Origin of the sequence: Cyclobacterium xiamenense (assembly GCF_042140265.1) — a bacterium.
Lineage (GTDB): Bacteria > Bacteroidota > Bacteroidia > Cytophagales > Cyclobacteriaceae > Cyclobacterium > Cyclobacterium xiamenense_A.
Window position 1 is genome coordinate 4,354,328 of the sequence record NZ_CP159481.1, and the last position, 19,342, is coordinate 4,373,669.

12 protein-coding genes and 1 pseudogene are annotated in these 19,342 nt (G+C 49.2%); 6 read left to right on the forward strand and 7 right to left on the reverse strand.

All coding sequences use genetic code 11. From position 1 onward, the window contains the following. Nucleotides 1-17 precede the first annotated feature (17 nt). Both ABWH99_RS17725 and ABWH99_RS17730 read right to left on the reverse strand, forming a co-directional pair. Nucleotides 18-2,891 (reverse strand): PD-(D/E)XK nuclease family protein, encoded by a 2,874-nt coding sequence (locus ABWH99_RS17725; protein WP_375583156.1) that lies wholly within the window; start codon nucleotides 2,889-2,891, stop codon nucleotides 18-20. Then, the gene (locus tag ABWH99_RS17730) at nucleotides 2,892-6,098 is read right to left on the reverse strand and encodes a UvrD-helicase domain-containing protein (RefSeq protein ID WP_375583157.1); all 3,207 of its coding nucleotides are present in this window, start codon (nucleotides 6,096-6,098) and stop codon (nucleotides 2,892-2,894) included. Between the two features lie 160 nt (nucleotides 6,099-6,258). Here ABWH99_RS17730 and ABWH99_RS17735 point away from each other — a divergent pair, with 160 nt between their 5' ends. Beyond that, nucleotides 6,259-7,035, forward strand: coding sequence for a YdcF family protein (locus tag ABWH99_RS17735; RefSeq protein WP_375583158.1), 777 nt, complete (start codon nucleotides 6,259-6,261; stop codon nucleotides 7,033-7,035). A gap of 26 nt (nucleotides 7,036-7,061) precedes the next feature. On the opposite strand, the gene ABWH99_RS17740 is transcribed toward ABWH99_RS17735, so the two are convergent. Genes ABWH99_RS17740 through ABWH99_RS17750 form a run of 3 tightly spaced genes read right to left on the reverse strand, consistent with a single transcriptional unit; the run spans nucleotide 7,062 to nucleotide 9,358 of the window. Further along, the gene (locus ABWH99_RS17740; protein ID WP_375583159.1) at nucleotides 7,062-7,520 is read right to left on the reverse strand and encodes a CBS domain-containing protein; all 459 of its coding nucleotides are present in this window, start codon (nucleotides 7,518-7,520) and stop codon (nucleotides 7,062-7,064) included. A gap of 59 nt (nucleotides 7,521-7,579) precedes the next feature. Next, nucleotides 7,580-8,344 carry a copper homeostasis protein CutC gene (locus tag ABWH99_RS17745; protein WP_375583160.1) on the reverse strand — a complete coding sequence of 255 codons (765 nt, stop codon included), beginning with the start codon at nucleotides 8,342-8,344 and terminating at the stop codon, nucleotides 7,580-7,582. A gap of 6 nt (nucleotides 8,345-8,350) precedes the next feature. Continuing rightward, a complete protein-coding gene (locus ABWH99_RS17750; RefSeq protein ID WP_375583161.1) occupies nucleotides 8,351-9,358 on the reverse strand; it encodes an isoaspartyl peptidase/L-asparaginase family protein in 1,008 nt (335 codons plus the stop codon). A 248-nt stretch (nucleotides 9,359-9,606) separates the two neighbouring features. On the opposite strand from ABWH99_RS17750, the pseudogene ABWH99_RS17755 reads away from it, so the two are divergent. The 5 genes and pseudogenes from ABWH99_RS17755 (at nucleotide 9,607) to ABWH99_RS17775 (ending at nucleotide 17,200) form a co-directional block, all read left to right on the forward strand. After that, nucleotides 9,607-10,850, forward strand: a pseudogene (locus tag ABWH99_RS17755) (ROK family protein). A 21-nt stretch (nucleotides 10,851-10,871) separates the two neighbouring features. Next, nucleotides 10,872-13,199 (forward strand): glucosamine-6-phosphate isomerase, encoded by a 2,328-nt coding sequence (locus ABWH99_RS17760; RefSeq protein WP_375583162.1) that lies wholly within the window; start codon nucleotides 10,872-10,874, stop codon nucleotides 13,197-13,199. Between the two features lie 162 nt (nucleotides 13,200-13,361). Further along, on the forward strand, nucleotides 13,362-14,261 hold the full coding sequence (locus ABWH99_RS17765) for an ROK family protein (protein ID WP_375583163.1): 900 nt from the start codon (nucleotides 13,362-13,364) through the stop codon (nucleotides 14,259-14,261). 116 nt (nucleotides 14,262-14,377) lie between these two features. Then, entirely contained in the window at nucleotides 14,378-15,757 is a 1,380-nt protein-coding gene (locus ABWH99_RS17770) for a vanadium-dependent haloperoxidase (protein WP_375583164.1), read from the forward strand. A 78-nt stretch (nucleotides 15,758-15,835) separates the two neighbouring features. Next, nucleotides 15,836-17,200: a flavin monoamine oxidase family protein gene (locus tag ABWH99_RS17775; RefSeq protein WP_375583165.1), complete on the forward strand. Its 1,365-nt coding sequence runs from the start codon at nucleotides 15,836-15,838 to the stop codon at nucleotides 17,198-17,200. A 1-nt stretch (nucleotide 17,201) separates the two neighbouring features. Here ABWH99_RS17775 and ABWH99_RS17780 read toward each other — a convergent pair whose 3' ends face one another. After that, on the reverse strand, nucleotides 17,202-17,762 hold the full coding sequence (locus tag ABWH99_RS17780) for a DUF1349 domain-containing protein (protein ID WP_375583166.1): 561 nt from the start codon (nucleotides 17,760-17,762) through the stop codon (nucleotides 17,202-17,204). A gap of 49 nt (nucleotides 17,763-17,811) precedes the next feature. Next, the gene (locus tag ABWH99_RS17785) at nucleotides 17,812-18,561 is read right to left on the reverse strand and encodes a hypothetical protein (RefSeq protein WP_375583167.1); all 750 of its coding nucleotides are present in this window, start codon (nucleotides 18,559-18,561) and stop codon (nucleotides 17,812-17,814) included. Nucleotides 18,562-19,342 lie beyond the last annotated feature (781 nt).

Genomic DNA, 19,342 nt, shown 5'->3' on the forward strand with positions numbered 1-19,342 from the left:
ATATCGAAAGTGCCCGTTTACCTGGAACATATTTTAGCAAAGGGGCAATACGCACATTTGGCCCGGTCCTCTGTCTGATCAAAAGGTTGACCCGGATCAAAGATTTCCTCCAGCAATCCGGTTAGCCCACGGATAAAATCTTCGCGGTAATCGCCGTAATCGATCACTTCATGGCTTTGTCCATTTCGAACTTTTTCCAGCAAATACGGAGAAAAATCCTCCTTAAAAATCTCTCGCAAATTAAACAGCGCCGGTTGTAGCGGCAATTGGTTCTCTGGATGCCGGGATTCATAAAGCAATCCGTAGAAAAAAGTTTGCATGACCGCCTTGTTTCTGGAGGTATCTTCCCGGTCAAAAAGACTCCCAATACTGGAAAATTCCTTTTTATCTGCTCCCGACTTGTAATCAATCAGACGGATGGTTGCACCCACCCGATCCACCCGATCAATGATCCCCCCCAGATTGACCGACATCCTGCCGGTTGGCGTGTCCACGCTTAGCTTCGCCTGATATTTCTTGTTTCCCTCCAGGGAAATGATGGCAAAGGGAGCGGTACGCTTGTCCTGCTCCAGCACGCCCGATAGGTATTTTTGCAGCACATCCCGCACAATGGTCAATTGACCCGTCAATTTTATCGCGGCGCCGTCCTCCAAAAAGTACTGAGACCGGATGGCCTTTTCTACCGCCGGACTGATGTACTTTTTCAACGAGTCAATATCGGATGCTTCTACTCGATTTCGGCCTTTTCGGCTGATAAATCCCGCATACAGATTCTCCAGGGACTGGTGCACCAGATTCCCAAAAATCGCGGGGTCCACCGCTTCCTGAACCTCCTCTGGAACATTCAACCCTGCAATGTAGGTCAGGTAAAACTTAAGACGGCAGTCCAGGTACATATTAAGTGCCGAGGGAGAAAAGGCCGTACCCACCTGATCTTTCCCGCTACGATCGGTGTACCGGTCCAGTATTTTCAGTAGCCGCGGATCTTTCTCGATACAGATGGGACCTATTTGTGTCAAACGCACCGGCACATGCACCGACGTATCCGATTTTTGGACGCCGAGTCCTTCCATTTCGATCTGCAACTGCTGGATGTAACGGCTTTTTTCTCCCACCTGCCCTTGTGCGGCCGCAGTGGAATAAATCAGGTGGACTTCCTCTGCCCGATGCAACAGCCGGTAGAAAGTGTAGGCATAGATAGCATCGTTTTGCTCCTGCACCGGCATTTGGAAAGCCCGCCGCAAATTAAACGGAATCAGTGAATCCATGGCCTTCGAGGGCGGAAAACTCCCTTCGTTCATCGAACAGATGATGACCCGCTTGAAATCAAGGTTTCGGGTCTCCAGGACCCCCATCACCTGCAGCCCTTCCAGGGGTTCGCCCTGAAAGGGCAGGCGGGTTTCGGCAAATACCTGTCGGAAAAGTTTGATAAAAAACTCCACTGTCACCTCCTCCCGGATTTCTTTTTCGAATAGCTCCCGTAGGCGATTCATCTGTTTGTAGCATTGAAACAAATAGGTACGCTCCATGCTGCTTTCATCCATTGGAGCGGCCAGTTCACGTATGAGCTCCATGACCACTTCCAGAATGGTGTCCGATCGAAGCTGCTGGAAAACGCGAGCAAAAATCCCCCCTCCCTTTTGAAGCGCTTCGGCGGGGTAGTAAATGGAGTTTGTGCGTACCAGCTCGTCCATCAGGTATTGCGTGAAATCGGGGGCAAGTTCCCGCAGGTAGACATTGCTGAGAAGTTCCTTTACCGGTTTGTGGTAAAACACAAGCAGCCCATCCTCTATTTTCGTATACCGCTGCAATTCCAGGGCTGCTTCCAGAAAAGTATATACCGGCGTTTGCTTAACCGGATAACCCATGGTGACATTTACCCGATTAATGTTTTCGGGAAGCACGTTCAAAAGCGGAAATAGTAACTGTTCTTCGGGCAAAATCACTACCGTTTCTTCCCAATGTTCCGCTTCCGGTAGCTGATCCAACAGACCGGCAACCAGATTGGCCTGGTTGATCTTCAGGGGAACGGTATAGGTCTTGATACTGGCCTTTTGCTGTGCTATCTGGCGGGGGATCGGGTTGGGGAATGTAGGACCAAAAACGGGGTCTTTCAGGTATTGCCGGAAAAACAGGCCGGCCTCCTGCTCGGGGCGTTCCAGGTAGTAAGCGTCAATATCCCAGAAAATCTCGGCACCAAAACGCTTTACCGAATGCCTGATCAGTTTTTCTTCGGCCGCGGTAAACGCATTGAACCCAACAAACACCAGGTGTTCGGTAGGTTCTGAGAGCTTTTCCAGGCCCAACGCGACCTCCCGGTAGATTTTTCCGCCATACGCCAGCCCGAGGCTTTCAATAGCGGCATTAAACCGGGTATACAAAGGGTATAGTATGTCCCAGAATCGCAGAAACTTTTCCTGATGGTACCGATCTCGTCCTTCAAAAGAGGCCCAAAATTCCTGAATCAACTTTACCTGTTCGGGACTGAGAAAACTCCAGTCGCTATCAAGAGTTTTTTGTTCCTTCAGGTTGGTGAATAGCCTTTTGGGATCGACTAAAAACTGATCCAGGTCGTTGAAGTCCTTTAGGATCATTTCTCCCCAAAAATAAAATCGGTCAAAACTCTCTTCTCGCTGCGTCAACGAACGAAAGTGCAGGTACAATTCGTAAATCAACGTTAACTTGTCCGCAGGCTTTTTTCCAGCCCACTGGTAAAACAGGGATTCGATCGTGGTAATCTCGGGCATCCACAAGGGCTTATCTACCAATTGGCTCAGGTGCCGGGTAAAAAACAGACCGGCCCTTCGGTTGGGTAAAATTACTTTCACCCCTTTCAAATCGCCCTTGTTTTTCAACAGACTGGCGGCGGTTTCTTTTAAAAAACTGTTCATTTATGTCAATTTGATTATCGATCCACTCTCCAGGTAACAGATGAAACCGACTACCGTTTTGCCCGTCTCAAGTTGCCGAATCAGCTCCATGTACCCTTGCACCTGATCCTTGTAGCGGTCTGCCTCTTTTCCCGTTTTGAAATCCACTATTTCCACGAGATCCTTCTTAAATACCAGCCGATCGGGCCGCTTGCTACCTCCCCCGGGCAGCAAAATTCCCTGTTCGGTCAAAATCCGGTGTTTTTCATCAAACCAACCATCGAATTCGGAGACCTGACACAGACCGTTAAACTGCTTTTGCAAGGTTTCACGTTCTTTCGCATCCACCGCGCCTTCGAAATAAAGGACGTCCAACTCCAGAAAAAATTCGCGTTTGGTTTTCGATCGTTCGATCAATGCGTGCACCAACTGGCCAAAATTCCGCCGGCTGAAAAGCCCCAATTCATCAAAGCTACCAAAAACCTGTTGGACCTGCAGGCGCTCTTCCCAGGGATGGTATTTCCAGGCCAGATTTTCTTCCGCTGCCACTGTCGGAGGGGACACCTTTTTCCCGGAAGGCCAGCTTCCCAACTCAAAAGATTCCTTCGCTTCATCAAAATAATCCGGTAGATGTATTTCGTCTTCCCCCGTACGACGCGCCATTGCCTGCCGGAGCAGGTCTGCTACAGTGGTGAACTTGCCGGAGCTGCTCCTCTTTCGCTGAGGGGCAAGTCCCCAAAGGACCTCCTCTGCCCTCGTAAATGCCACGTAAAGCATGTTTAGGCTATCCAGGTGGCTCAACAAACATTCCTCCCTGAAAACCTGTTCAAATGCGGAATGCACTAAATCCTTCCGAATGGTCAGTGGCATGACCACCGGCGGCAGCCCATCCTCCCATACATGGTGTGTCCACACAATCGAATCTTTCGCCGTATCAAAAAGCTTCCAATCCAGAAAAGGAAGAATAACCGCCTTAAACTGCAGGCCTTTTGACTTATGAATCGTAAGGATACGGATGGCGTCGTGGGAATCGGGCAGCTTCACCGTACGCTTGCGTCCATGTAGCTCCCACCATTCCAAAAAATTACCCAGATCGGCCCTGTTCTTGCCGACGAAATCATAGACCGATTCCCTTAATCCCGACAGGTAGGCCCTTTCTTCCAGGGATTCATTAAACCCCAACAGGTCAACTAAAGCCTCCAACAAATCCAACAGTGGCAGCCGCTTGTATTCCTCAATTTTCGCGTACAAAGCAGCCTCCTGACCGGTGAAGGGTTCGGGCAACGTACCCTTGAGGAAAAATTGGGGAGACAATGGCTGCTGTTTTGCCCGCGCCCATTGGACCCAAAGGTTGGTTTTGGCCAGCTCTTCGGTGGGATTGCTAACCAGTTTTAGGGCTGCCAACAAACAACTGACCACCGCTGACCTGTGCAAAAACAAGGCCTCGTCAGAAATTACGTCGTATTTTTTATCAGGATGCTGGTGACCATAGGTGGAAAAAATATCCGCAATCTGCGCCGCCTGCTCATTTTTTCGCACCAGCAGGGCAATGTCTTTGAGACGATAGCCCTTTTCCAACAAGGCATCTACCTTTCCGGGTAAGGCCTCCAATGCCACTTCTGTAAAGTTCTGCTCGTCGCCCGAAGGTAAAAACTCCATCTTTACTTTTCCCGGCATGGCCTTTTCTTTTTGTCTCGGAGAGACCTCCTGTCGAATTTCAGAATAGGCCTTTGCTATCAACTCGCCCATTTGGTCCCCAAACTCCGCCGTTAGGGCAGTACCCAGCAATCCTGAAAGGTGGGAAAATAGGGTATTATTAAAGGCCACTACTTTTGGCAGACTTCGATAATTGGTATCCAGCTGCTTCACCTCCAATCCAAAATGCCCGGTATCGCGTTCCACCTGTTCCATCAGCAGGCGCATTTCCCCTCCCCGCCAGCGGTAGATGGACTGCTTTACATCTCCAACGACCAAATTGGTTTTTCCCATAGAAAGGGCATTGAGAAGGAGCGGACGAAAACTTTCCCACTGAAATGCGGAGGTATCCTGAAACTCATCCAATAAGAAGTGCCGAAAGCGGTTTCCTACTTTTTCGTAGATAAACGGAGCGTCATTTTCGGCGGTAATGGTGCGAAGAAAGTCGCTAGCCTCTGAGATAAGCAGGATGTTTTCTTCCTCCTTCAGGGCATCGAGTTCCTTCAACAGATAGCCAAACAACCCGAATACGTACAGGTTTTTATGCATCGCCTCCAGGCTGTTCCAGATTCTTTTCAGTGGTTCAAATCGGGCAAAAATGGCGGCAAGCCCTTCCCGATTCGCTTCCAGAATAGCGGCTTTCTTTGAACTGGATTTCGTATACCAGGTATCGGGATCCGGAATCTTCTCCTTTTGGGAGTCGGTGAGTTCCGGTATTGGATTGGAAGGAATACCCAGTCCTTCCAGCTTGTTCGCAAACGAACGCTTTCCTCCCGAAAAATCCGTCCATTCCAAACCGTGGCGGGTCCGGATTTGCTCTGCCCTGGCCTTCATTTCTCGTGCCTCCGACACCAGCAATCGTTTTTGGCCTTGCAAGTACTCCCCAAACTTCTTAAGGTTTTCGGGTGTCTCCAGAAATTTCTTTATCTGCGGTTGTACTTTCTTAAAGTCTTCCTGAAATATTTTTTTACCCAGATCAAAAATCGCTGTTTTGGTATCCCAACTTTTTCCCTGCTGTATTCGGTGAAGGGAAAATGCCACCAGCCAGCGGTGTAAATCAGACGCCTCTTCCACCCGCGTCATGAGACGGTCTACGATTCTTTCCATGACACGGTCCATGTCCAATTCCACATCGTATTTCGCCTGCAAATCAATCTCCCGGGCAAAAGAACGAATCACCTGCTGGAAAAAACTATCGATGGTACTCACCGAAAAAGCCGCGTAATCGTGAAGGATGGCGGTCAAGGTCGCGGCTGCCCGGGCAGACAATTCGACCGGACTCAAGCCCCATTTTTCCATGAGCTCCCGATCCATCTGCTGGGTCTCGTCCACCTGTCCACGGATTCGCCGAAGTTCCTGAAGGATCCGCTCTTTCATTTCCTGCGTGGCTTTGTTCGTAAATGTCACGGCAAGTATTTGCCGAAATGCAAGCGGGTTTTCAAGAGCCAGCTTCAGGTAGGCGGTCGTCAGTGTATAGGTCTTTCCAGAACCTGCTGACGATTTGTATAGTTGAAAGGGAGTAGGAATTTCCATAAAAAAACAGAAGATGGTGCCTTAACCGACGGTATTTTGGAACCGCCGAATCACGCATTGAAGGTAAAAAGAAAAACAACCGACGGCAGATTATTTCGGAATATTTTTACTAATTAGTGCTTCGAATCATCGAGTGAATCTCGGATAATCACATCCCGATATGTTTTTTTATATCTCACAAGTAGCCAGTTTTATCATCATGCCTCTTTCCATTTGCCTGATCATGTTATTGGTCGGCTTCGTGCGGATACGCGAAGAATGGGGAAAGCGGCTAGTTCTCGGAGGGATTGTCCTCCTGCTATTTTTTTCCAATAGCTACCTTTCCAATCGCCTCATGCATGCCTGGGAACCCGAACCAAAAGCATTTGATGAACTTCCTGTCTACGACCTGGGAATCGTACTGACCGGCGTGACAAACATCGACAAGCTCCCCAAGGATCGGACGTATTTTAACAAGGGAGCAGACCGAGCCACCCATGCGATCCAGTTGTATAAAATGGGAAAACTGAAAAAAATTCTGATCACGGGCGGATTCGGATTCGCTCCCGTCCATCCCAAGACGGAGGCAGAATCGCTTGCGGAATTCATGGTCTGGGCCGGAGTGGAAAAATCCGACCTTATCTTGGAAACAAAAGCGAGGAATACGCGAGAAAATGCCGTTTTTAGCCAGCGCATCCTGCATGAAATGGGGTATCTGGAATCATCGGAAAACAACCTGCTGCTCATCACTTCTGCCTTCCACATGCCCCGGGCAGAGGCCTGTTTCAGGAAGACGGGCCTATTTCCGGATACCTTTCCAGTGGACTACTACGGCGCCGCTCCCCATCTTACCGGAAAAAGGCTCCTGCAGCCGAACCTGAACTCGCTTATGGTTTGGCATATTTTGGTGAAAGAATGGGTGGGCCTGGTGACTTACCGACTGGTGGGCTACATTTGACTGCCCGGCAACTGCTGATGAGCCGATTACCAGGTGGACGACTTTAATTTGGGCATGGCCCGTACAATGTCACTGACACTGATTTGACCGACAAGGTTTCCATCTTTGACCACTGGAAACCGACGAATCTTGAGGGTGAGAAAACGGTCAGCCGCATCGAAAATCGAGATATCCGGCGGCAACGTGTGGACATCTTTGGTCATGTGTTCGGCCACGGCGGCGGGAAATTTTGGGGTATTGGTATATTGCCCTTTGATGATCTCCTTCAGGCAATCCCCTTCGGAAATCATGCCTACCAACTTGCCTGTCTCGTCGACGACAGGGGCTCCTGAAATACGTTTTCTAGTCAGTACACGGATCACCAGATCTATAGAGTCTTCGGGACTAAATGTGATCAGATGGGTGGACATGTAGTCGCTCACCAAAATGGGCTGATTGCTCGGTTTGATCGGGGCTTTACGTACCCCCTGAAAACTCTTTACCATACGTCATAGGGTTTATTGAATACATAATATACCACTAGTACCGGTATTTCACAAATTTTTTAGCATAAATCTCCCGGAAGACCATCCAATGATTTGCGGAATGAGCGTACGAGATCCGGGTCTACGGTAAGTATTTTTCCTTCGGTTTCGTCCAAGAGCGATAGCCGGACCGGGGGATTCACCTGCCTGCCATTCGAGGTCCGCAACCTTTTACAGGAGCGGTGTACTTCTCTCAGGTGACCGGTTTGGTACAGGGGCCTCAGGTCTTCCGTCGTCAATCCTCCGCCCGGCATCAGGACGATCCGTCCCATGGCCTGCCTCATGACCTGCTGTAAGACAGGCAAGCCTTCGGAGACGCGATTCCCTCCACCCGAGGAAAGGATGCGTTGAAAGCCCAGGGAAATGATGTGTTCCAGGGCGGATAACTTGTCGGGTATCAGGTCAAAGGCCCGATGAAACGTGCAGGGCTTCTCTCCCGCTGCAGCAAGTAACGCAGCACAGGCAGGTTCGTTTACCTGCCCGGAAGGATGCAATACGCCCAAAACAAATCCGTCGGCTCCCTGCTCACCCAGGATCCGAATATCCTCCTCCATGGCCTGCAGCTCCGGATCGGAATACACAAAATCGCCGCCGCGAGGACGAATCATGACAAACACGGGAACAGATACGTTCGCTTTGATGGTTTTCAGTAGCCCGGCACTCGGGCTGGTCCCCCCCTCTCCATAATCCGCACATAGTTCCAGGCGGTCCACGCCGTTGGCTGCTGCCAGCACGGCAGCCTCCATCGTGTACACCGGGGCTTCGAAAAGAATTCTTGGTTGCATCAATTGCTAGTTAAACCAGCTTCCGGCATCGACCAGCGACTTGCCGTACTTGTGGTGTTGGGCGAAATTAAAACCGGGTCGAATGGCATAGCCGCCAAAACTGCCCTCTTTGTTCATGGCGAGAAAACCTATTTGGGTGGAATCCAGGTTTTTGCTCTTTGCCACCGCCCGCCTGACAGCCTCTTCACAGGCTTCTTGAGGGGTTCTTCCCTGCCGCATGAGTTCCACGATCAAAAAGGCCCCGCAAATTCGTATCACCTCCTCACCCAATCCGGTAGCCGTGGCGGCGCCAACTTCGTTGTCCACAAACAGACCGGCGCCGATAATCGGGCTGTCTCCCACCCTTCCGTGCATTTTATACGCGAGGCCGCTTGTGGTGCATGATCCGGCGAGGCCCCCCGTTGCATCGAGCCCGATCATACCAATGGTATCGTGATTTTCAATATTGATAATGGGTTGGTATCGGGCGTTTTCCTTCCATCGTTCGTAGGCCTTGGCGGCATTGGGGCTAAGCACCTCCTCCTCCATCGGCATTCCCTCTGCGATGGCAAACTGCCGGGCTCCTTCTCCTACAAGCAATACATGAGGTGTTTTTTCCATGACCTTGCGTGCCAGAGAAATGGGGTGTTTGACCTGCCTGACAAAGGCCACTGCACCACAGGAACCGTCCCCTTTCATAATAGAGGCGTCCAGCGTGACAATTCCTTCCCGATCCGGCAAACCCTGCAAGCCTACGGACAAATTACTTAAATCGTTTTCGGTAACCATTACCCCTTTTTCCACCGCATCTAAGATGGACCCGCCTTTTTCCAACACCTCCCAGGCCTTGTCGTTTGCCGGCATGCCGTGGTTCCAGGTGGACAAAAGCTGAGGCTTGTAGGCTGCTGTTTTCGTGGCTGCTTGCAAATGTCCCCCGGCAATTCCCGCAAGTGGAACCGTCGCCAGGGTAGACATGACCGATTGCTTGATAAATTTTCTTCTGCCTTTCATGATTTTTTCAGGTAGTTGAGACATCCATGGTAAACGTTCAGAACAAACATGATAAAATATTTTCAAAAAATACCTTTGCTTTATTTATTTTTATAAATAACTTAACTTTTATTTACCTACATTGGGTCGTTGAAACATGTAAGTCTGTCGCAATTACTAAAATATACGACTTATAAAATCAGCAATGCTCTGAGTGGATATTAAAGAATTTTTTATATAAAGTTGTGTAAGTTTGGTAAAATTTTTTGTTAATTTGCAGTAAAATCATTCCAATGAATCTGATAGACCCAAAAATCGTACTGGACAAGAAAGAGGGAGTCGTAGAGATAAAAAACTACATCAACAAGCTAAAAATCGTCAAGGAACTGTATACGTTGGGGAACAATACCGCGAGCAACATTTGCCAGCTGGTAGGTATCAGTTTGCCTACCGTCAACCTCTTACTCAGCGATCTTTTGGAGGAAAACATCGTGGTAAAAGAGGGTCGTGGGCAATCTCAGGGAGGTCGTAAACCGGATCTGTATGGATTGGCGCCTGACTCGTTTTTTATTTTAGGAATGGACCTGAGCCGGTACGGGGCCAAGGCGGCGGTTTACAATACCAAAAATGAGAAGGTATCGAAGGTAAAAACGGTAAAGCTCCCCCTGAACAACGAGCCAGAGACATTGGACAGGATATATGATTTTGCAATGGAGGTCATTCAATCCTCGGGAATACCGAATGAAAAAGTCATAGCGGTAGGCATCAGCATGCCGGGCCTGGTAGATAGTGTGGCGGGAATCAACCATACCTACCTAAAATCCGGAAAAAAATCGCTTACCGCTCAGTTGGAAGCCAAATTTGAACGCAAAGTCTTCATAGAAAACGATGCGCGGGCAAAAACCCTTGCCGAATTTAAATTTGGCAACAACAACACGCACAAAAATGTCCTGGGGATATTTGTTGACTGGGGCATCGGTCTTGGCATCATCATCGACGAAAAACTCTACAGGGGCTATTCCGGCTTTGCCGGAGAATTCAGCCATTCGCCTCTTTTTGATGCAAAAGAGATCAGCTGCAGTTGTGGCAAACGTGGCTGTCTCGAGTCGGTGGCTTCGGGAGGAGCAGTGGTCCGCCTCGCGAAAGAGGCCATAGCCCTGGACAAAGACTCCATTCTGGCCCGTTTGTCCGAAGGAAAGGAAGAAAATCTGGAGCCCTCCATCGTGGTGGAAGCTGCGATGGCAGGAGATCAGCGAGCCATTAGTATCTTGTCCGATAGGGCTTGGACCTGGGCCGGGGTATCGCCATTTTGATTCAATTATTAAATCCGGAGCTGATCATTTTGGGAGGAGCCATTGCGGAGGCCAATCAATACATCACCACGCCCATACAGCAGGCATTAAACATCTACAGCATGGCCAAGCTCCGGGAAAAGACTTCTATTGAGTTATCAAAATTAGGGAAAGAAGTGGGGTTGCGTGGTGCCATCGCCATCGTCAACGAACACATCTTTGAGGACATCATTCAATCGCATTAGAAAAACAAAGACAGAAAGCATATGTTAGCAAATTACCCACTTTCCAAAACTGAAGAGGCGTTTTTTAAGGATTCTGAAACGGAAACCATCTCTACCAAAATCCCCTACCTCACCGTTGATAATTTTCCAAAACTGGGATTACTTACTGCATGCAGGTTTTTAGAATGGGTTTCTACCAATCCGGAGGGAGTCATCAGCCTGCCGACTGGCAAGACGCCGGAGTATTTTATCAAATGGACCCAGTTTTTACTGGAAAACTGGGACAAAAAGAAAGGATTGGAAATCCGGGAAAAATACGGACTTAAAGAATGTAAAAAACCGGTTTTAAAGGACCTTCAATTCGTTCAAATTGACGAGTTTTACCCAATCTCCTCGCAGCAGAAAAACAGCTTTTTTCACTACGTTAACAAATTTTACATTGAAGGGTTTGGCCTGGATCCTAAAAAAGCCCTACTGATCAATTCCGACGAAATCCCGTTGGCGGAGGGAAAATCCTACCGGGAGGTATTTCCTGATTCCAAGGTAGACCTATCCCTCAGGTTTCGGGAATACACTTCCCCCCTGGAAAAATTGCAGCAGGAATCCATCTACCTCATCGACCAATGGTGCGGAAACTACGAAGCACAGATCCGGGAAAAAGGAGGTATCGGTTTTTTTGTTGGGGGCATTGGCCCTGACGGGCACATCGCCTTTAACACCAGGGGATCGGATATCTTTTCGACCACCCGGCTTACAGAAACGAATTTCGAGACCCAGGCCGTAGCAGCGGGCGATCTGGGAGGTATTGAAATCTCCGCCAACCGCCTGGTGATTACCATAGGGCTGGACACGATCGTGCATAATCCGGAGGCGGTGGCCATCATCATTGCCGCAGGAGAAGCCAAAGCACCCATTGTAAAGGAGTCACTGGAACGATCCCTGACAAATGTTTACCCGGCAACCGTGCTGCAAAAACTCAAAAACGGACGGTTTTATCTGACGAAAGGTGCTGCTTCCAAACTGACCGACAGTACCAATCAGTACTATTTTACTGGAAAATGGAACGATACCAAAACGGAGCGAGCGGTTTTGGACCTGTGTAAAAAACTTCAAAAATACGGACATCGCATCACGCTGGAGGATTTAAAAAACGACAAATACACCAGTCAAATACCTGACCTGAACGAAAACACCGTCAAAGAAGTCATTAAAAGTATTAGCGGTAAAATCGACAAAGGGATGCAGGAGGAAAAAAACGAAGTATTCCTTCACACAGGACCCCACCACGACGATATATCCCTGGGTATTTTGCCCCAAATCACCAAGCAACTGCACGAAAACAGCAATCAAGCCCACTTTGCAGTGCTTACATCCGGATTTACGGCAGTGACCAATTCCTTTGTGATTGATACACTGAAGAGCACCAAAAAGTTTCTGGACGAGGGCCGCATACAGATGGTAAAATTCGATGACTTTTACGAATCCGGATACAAGCTTAAAATGGACAAGGACGTCTACCACTACCTAACCAACGTGGCTTCGGAAAATTCTGAGGAAAGACTGCGAGGACTGTGCCACCGGGTCGTTCGGGCGATTGTATTTACCTTTGGCATCAAAAACACCATGCAGCTCCGAGAGCAGATAAACGAAATCATCACCGTACTGAATAATTCCTACGACGGAGAGAAAAATCCAAAAAATATTCAGACACTCAAGGGAATGATTCGTGAGTTTGAAGAAGAACTCGTCTGGGCACATTTTGGTGTACAGGTGAAGAACGTTCACCACCTGAGGCTCGGCTTTTATACCGGAGATATCTTTACGGAACAGCCGGATAAAAAACGAGACGTGGAGCCGATTTTAAACATGCTTCGGGAAATAAAGCCCACCAAGCTTAGTCTTACCCTGGACCCGGAAGGAAGCGGGCCCGATACGCATTACAAAGTACTGCAGGCCACCGCAGAAGCGGTTCGGCAATGGAGCCTGGAAGAGGATTTAAGCAATTTCAAGATCATCGGATACCGAAACGTATGGTTTAAGTTTGATGCGGCCGAATCAAACGTGATTGTTCCGGTGTCGCTGGGCGACATGTCGGTCATGGAAGATTCGTTTGCCAATTGCTATTTGAGCCAGGTCAATGCCTCTTTCCCCAGCTACGCACACAACGGGAAATTCAGTACCTTGGCCCGCAGAACCTGGGTCAATCAATTGAGTGATGTGCAATTACTCTTGGGGAAAAATTATTTCTACCAGCACCAAACGGCAAAAGTGCGATCCAGTCACGGATTGATTTTTTTCCGGGAAATGGGGGTAGAAGAATTTCTGGTGGAAGCTCGCGAACTGGAAAAATCAACCGAAGGAATGCTTTGACACGCGCCGCAGTATTGCTTGCCCGCAGGTGGGAGTAGAACCTGCCGGCACTTTTTCCTGATTTGCTGCTGTCAACCCAGCATCGCCTTCTGGGAAAGAAACCGGGAACCCCGGGCTTCTCTAACTATTAAAATCGGGTGACACCCGAAAACCACTCGTACAATGAAAGTAAATAACATGGTTCTTGGATTGGACATCGGGGGTACCAAAATTAGCTCTGGCATGATCCGGAATGGAAAACTATCGGAGAGAAAAGAAACCCGTACACCAGCCAGTTCGCCGCAAGAAGAAATATTGGATGCCATTTCCGTACAGATCGAACACTATACCTCTTTCGGATTCAAATCCATCGGCATCGGTATCCCAGGGCTAGTAGACCCGGTGGAAGGGATCGTGTACAACCTGGCAAACATCCCGTCTTTTCAAAAGGTGAATCTAAAGGACTACCTGGAAAAAAAATTCAGTGTTCCGGTGGTGATTAATAACGACGCCAACTGTTTTGCCCTGGGTGAATACAAATTTGGACCAGCCCAAGCCCACCGACATGTAATCGGCATCACGCTGGGCACCGGTATAGGAACCGGAATTATTGCAAACGGCCATTTGTACACAGGAAGGTTGTGCGGTGCCGGGGAATGGGGGGGTATTCCTTACCTCCAACATACGTTTGAAGATTATTGCAGTAGCAAGTTTTTTAAACGGGAGTTTAATCAAAGCGCCAAGAAACTGGCAAAGAGTGCAGAAAAAGGAGAAAAAGAAGCGTTATCTATTTTTAAGGCCTACGGCAACCACCTCGGACAGTTAATATACCGACTCCTACTGGCCTACGCACCGGAGGCGATCGTCATCGGCGGATCCATCCGGAAAGCGTATCCTTTCTTCGAAAAAGGTATTCAGGAGGTCATACAGCAGTTTCCTTACAAGCCGATTTCCGAAAATCTGAGTATTTACGTTTCAGACTTGGACGACTCGGCCATTTTGGGCGCTATCTCCCTTGTACAAGAAAACGAATTTCTGATTAAAGGCGAAACCCCGGTGGATACCCGTACCTTTATCGCCTGAATCCACCGAACCACATCGTCAGTTTTCAGCATCCACCCTGCCTGCACCGAAAGGAGGGAGCACTTGGGTATTCCCTGATATTTCAATAGATTTGTGCATACCGTAGCGCAACTGGCATGGCAAAATTCCTACATACCGCTTTCCTGTTTTTCTTCCTTTCGTATTTGTACCCATTGGATGCGCCGGGAACAGCCCTAAGAGATCCAAATCGCGAAAAGCAGGAACTGGAATGGATGATTGACCACCTGTTTTCCATCACGGAGGTAATGGTCAACGACGTGGCCAGTCCTCCCGGAGCAGCGCGTTTTTACAGCTACAGTTTACTAGCGGCCCACTTGGTTTTCCAACAGGGACAGGATAAGGAACCGGATCCCTTGCTTCGTCAATTGAAAGGCCCCTTTTCTACACCCATCCCACAACCTCCCCTAGGAAAGGCGACGAACAATCCTGCTTTTTCAGCCCTGTTTGCCATGCTGGAAGTTGGAAAAGAGATCATGCCTTCCGGAAAAAAATTGGTAAGTGCCCAGGAAAAGCTTAAAAAGCAGTACCTGAATAATAAATACCTCAGGAAACGAGAGATGGCTGCTCAAATCGATTATGCGATGCAGGTGGCCCAATGGGTAATCGACTATGCGGCCACGGATGGCTACCGCTTCCTAAGCACCCTCAAACGCTACAGCCCCTCCGGTGATGAAGGAAAATGGTACCCTACGCCCCCGGCCTATTTGGCTGCGATTGATCCGGAGTGGCGAACGATCCGCCCCTTCTTTCTAGACGATATCAGCGAGTTTGCTCCCCCGCCTCCTGCCCCATTTTCCTTGAAGGAAGGCAGCGGTTTTTACGAACAATTGCACGAAGTCTACCGCGTCACAAACCAACTGAACGAGGAACAGAAATTAATTGCAAATTTCTGGGATTGCAACCCCTTCAATGTCACCTACAGTGGACACATGGCTATTGGACTGAAAAAAATCACCCCCGGCGGCCACTGGATAGGTATCACAGGAATCGCCTGTCAGGATGCAGGATTGAACCTCAAGCAAAGCATTTATATCCATTGCCTGCTCGCCATGAGCCTGCACGATGCATTTATCAGCTGCTGGGACGAAAAGTACCGGAGCGACCGAATCCGGCCCATTACTGCCATCAACGAACACATTGACGATACCTGGCGACCGCAGTTGCAGACCCCTCCTTTTCCTGAATACACGAGCGGGCACAGCGTCATCTCGCGAACCAGCGCCGTAATCCTGACCGATTTTTTTGGCGAGGCTTTTGACTTTATCGATACTTCTGAAGTGTTTTTTGGACTGCCCGAACGCGCCTTTGATTCCTTCCTTCAGGCTTCAGAGGAGGCCGCCATTTCCAGGCTTTATGGGGGGATTCATTTTCGGGACGCCATTGAAGAAGGCACAAAACAAGGCGATCAAATTGCCCAATATATTCTGAAAAAAGTGAATTTATCCAAAGAAGTGCTCCTATCTATGGAGAAATAAAATTTTTATTTTTTATTATTCGCTTTCGGAAAAGAAATTTGTTTTTTTCCTATATTCAGGAAAAAACCATTTCGTTCCATGAAAAGAAGAGATTTCCTGCAGGCCACTGCCCTATTAGGCGGCGCGCTTACCCTACCCACAAAAGGGTACCCCTCCCTTTTGACCGGTAGGCAGCCCAAACACGTACTCGTTATTGGCGCCGGATTTTCCGGACTGGCAGCGGCTTATAAGCTCAAAAAAGCCGGCATAAAAACGACTGTTTTGGAAGCCAGAAACCGGGTGGGTGGACGGGTGTTTTCCCACCAACCGATAAAGGGGGAAACCCAAACCATCGAATTGGGCGCGGAATGGGTAGGGGCTTCTCACGAACGGGTAATTGAACTTTGCCGGGAGTTCGGGCTGGAACTTTTTGACAACCGCTTTGAAACGGATTTAATTTACCGGGGAAACCATGCGAAAGCAGGAACCTGGCAATTTTCGCCGGAAATGGAAGCTTTTTGGGCTCAAAAAACAAGGTATTGGGAAAAGCTTAGCGCCAGGGAAAAGCAAAAAATGGATCGAATGGACTGGTGGCGATTTTTATCCAGGAAGGGCTTCACAGACAGGGACATCGACCTGCGTGAGCTTCTGGATAGCACCGATTTTGGGGAGTCCATCCGGAAAGTCTCCAGCTACAGTGCATTGGCTGAATATGCCGAAAGCAGCGAAAAAAACGAGATGGACCTGAAAATTAAAGGTGGAAACGACCTGCTGGCGAAAAAAATGGCCCAGGCCATCGGAGAGACATCTCTGCACCTCGGTAGAAAAGTCAGCCGCGTGGAGCAGTCCAATGGGGGAGTAACCGTGCGCTGTGTCAACGGAGAGGTCTTTCAGGCAGACCAACTGATCTGTACTGCCCCCACTTACATGGTACTGAAAATTGACTGGCAGCCCGCCTTGCCGCCGGACCTGTCCGAAGCCCTGCACGCGCTTCAGTACGCCCGTATCGGAAAATTTCCAATTGTCTTTTCCGAACGCTTCTGGGGACGGGAGAATTTTGACTGCATCACCGATAGCGTGGGCCATTACTTTTACCACGGAACCAAGGATCAGGCCGGTACAAAAGGCGTGTTGGTGGCCTATGCAATCGGGGACAAAGCCGAGGTCCTGCACGCGCAGCCAAAACCTGCCCGCCTTCAATTGATCCTCGACTCCCTTCGTCCAGCTTTTGGCGACCTTCGCTCCCTCGTATCCGGAGAGACCAGTTATTATTGGGGCAAAGACGAATACTCCTATGGAGCCTATGCCCAATACGGTGTCGGTCAATGGTTCGACGTCATGCCTGTGCTAAAAAAACGGTTTCAGGCAGTACATTTTGCCGGAGAACACCTGGCTGAATGGCAGGGCTTCATGGAAGGCGCTATAAATTCCGGAGAAGAGGTTGTGGAAAAAATACTTTCCTGAGTCAGACTTTAGTAAAAGTCGGAGGGTCGAAACTAGCTTCAAAACCTTTACCTTTGGGAGAAGCAGCCATCAACCCGGCCTGTATGGATCCTGCAGGAGGAAAATATGCCACACGTAAAACTTCATAATTCAGGCAATCGATACTGTAGGAAATCTCCACATGATCCCTGCCCCGCCTGGCTTTGATCCAGAAATCGGTGGGCGTTTCGGGTAAATCTCGTATGGACCAATCGGAGAAATCGCGGGTCACCACCACGCTTGCCTTTGGCAAACCCTCCACCCATTCGATTCCCGCTTTGATCCAGTTTGAAGCGTCCAGGCGTACCATCAAGCCGGCCTGATCGTACAGGTCGCGATAGCTTCCGGAAAACCGCAGCAGCATCTCAAAAGAACCCCTGATCTCCCGGTAAAAAAAATGCCCGTTATCTTGTATAAAATCGTGTTCGGTGACACGCCAGAAATCCGTTTCGCTATCGGTTTGCAGACGAAGCGAGTGTTTCTCCAAAGCAAAACTCCCGGGTTCATTCATCCATTGAAATCCCTTCCAATTGTTTTCAGCCATGTGCCAGTAACTAGAATTCAGAAATAGGTTCGGTCCAAACCGGATCGGTTTAAAGCTTGGTTAAAGTTACCTTGATTTCCTTATAGTACAAAACGGTCAATCCTTCAAATCCAGAATCCGTTCCTACAATTAGCCACAACTGACCGTTCGGACCGGCCCGGACCTCCAGGGGTCGATTCAAGTTATCGCGCCGGATTATTTTGTACACGAATGCCTCTCCGGCGATACCGATGGTTCCCAAACCCTGCATGTCCGCCCCCTCTTGAGATTGATTCCCTTTATCGATATTCATGCGATAGTACGTCGAACCTGCTTCTTCCACAAGTGCCGGCTTGGGTTCCCTCGTCACGGCCCCTGCCTTCAAAAAAACCGATCCCCCGGGACTTCCACCGATTCCCACCGAATTTTCCGGATACCTGGATGCCAGGCTGAGTTCAAAGACCACCCGATAGCGCGCCCCGGCCTCCAACCCGGATATTTCCTTCTTCAAGAACATAAATAAATCGTCGCTACGGTTTTGTCCCTGAATCCGAAGGGCTTGGTCCCTGGTACCGGTCTCTTGGGGTAAATTATCGAGAGAAACGTCCAGTTCGTAGGTATCCAGACCGTCCACGGGCAAATCCGCAAAGCCTCCCTCCCATCCCTGCATGCCGGATTCGAAAGAATCAGAAAGCACGCGCTCTTCCAGCCCCGGATCGGGGTCTTCCTTCATGCAGCCGAAAAGGGCCAATAATGTCAGAATAGCGCCCCATCGGATCGTTAACAAATTTGGATTAAGTTGTTCTCTTTCTGCTTTCATCGATACATCGGTTTCGTCTCATTTCCATTTCATTTCCGCACAAGTGTCCTCGTTTGAGATCCCCAAGGGTCGCTGTCTACAGACTTTCCAACAAGACGAGCGAATACGCATTTACCCAACATCCGTTTTTCCTTCATTCAAGGTTCCGAAAAAGCAGCGTTATGGGTTCGGTTTGCCGGTACACGTTCCCCAGACAAAGGTAGCGTCAAGGCGACAGACGAATGGGAATCACTCAGGAACTCCAGCACATGGAACGGTCTTTTCAAAAACCCTCCACTCCCGACTTCATTCGGCAGGGGCAGCAATTCCGATCCGGAAGTGGCCAGGGAAACGACCGGTAGAGTGGGTGTTCCGTGAAATCCCTAACAGGTAAATCGGTCCACACTTGCGAGCAACATCGGGCCAAAGGGAGCGTACGCTTTTCCCTAGCTTCATTCCACCGGAATAAAGCTTTCGTCTCAAACGTCCCGGATTCCGCATCCGCCTATAGGAGCCAAAGACCCGAGGAAAGAGAAGAGGGTCCTGCGGTTTCTTGCAACCCAATTGACCGAAACGCTACATACACCGTGTGCAAAAATCAATCCAACTACTCCCTTGCCGCCCGGATAGCCCGGGCAAATTTCGTAAGGTAGGACCCAGGGAATCGAGAGCCCTGAAGCGAGGAAATCGCAAAAAAAAGCGATTGCCTACCCATAATTTTAAAAATAGAAAACGGATAAACGATACGGGATAAATAGCCGCGACGGACGCTGGATGTACCTGCCTTTCAGAAAGACAGGAA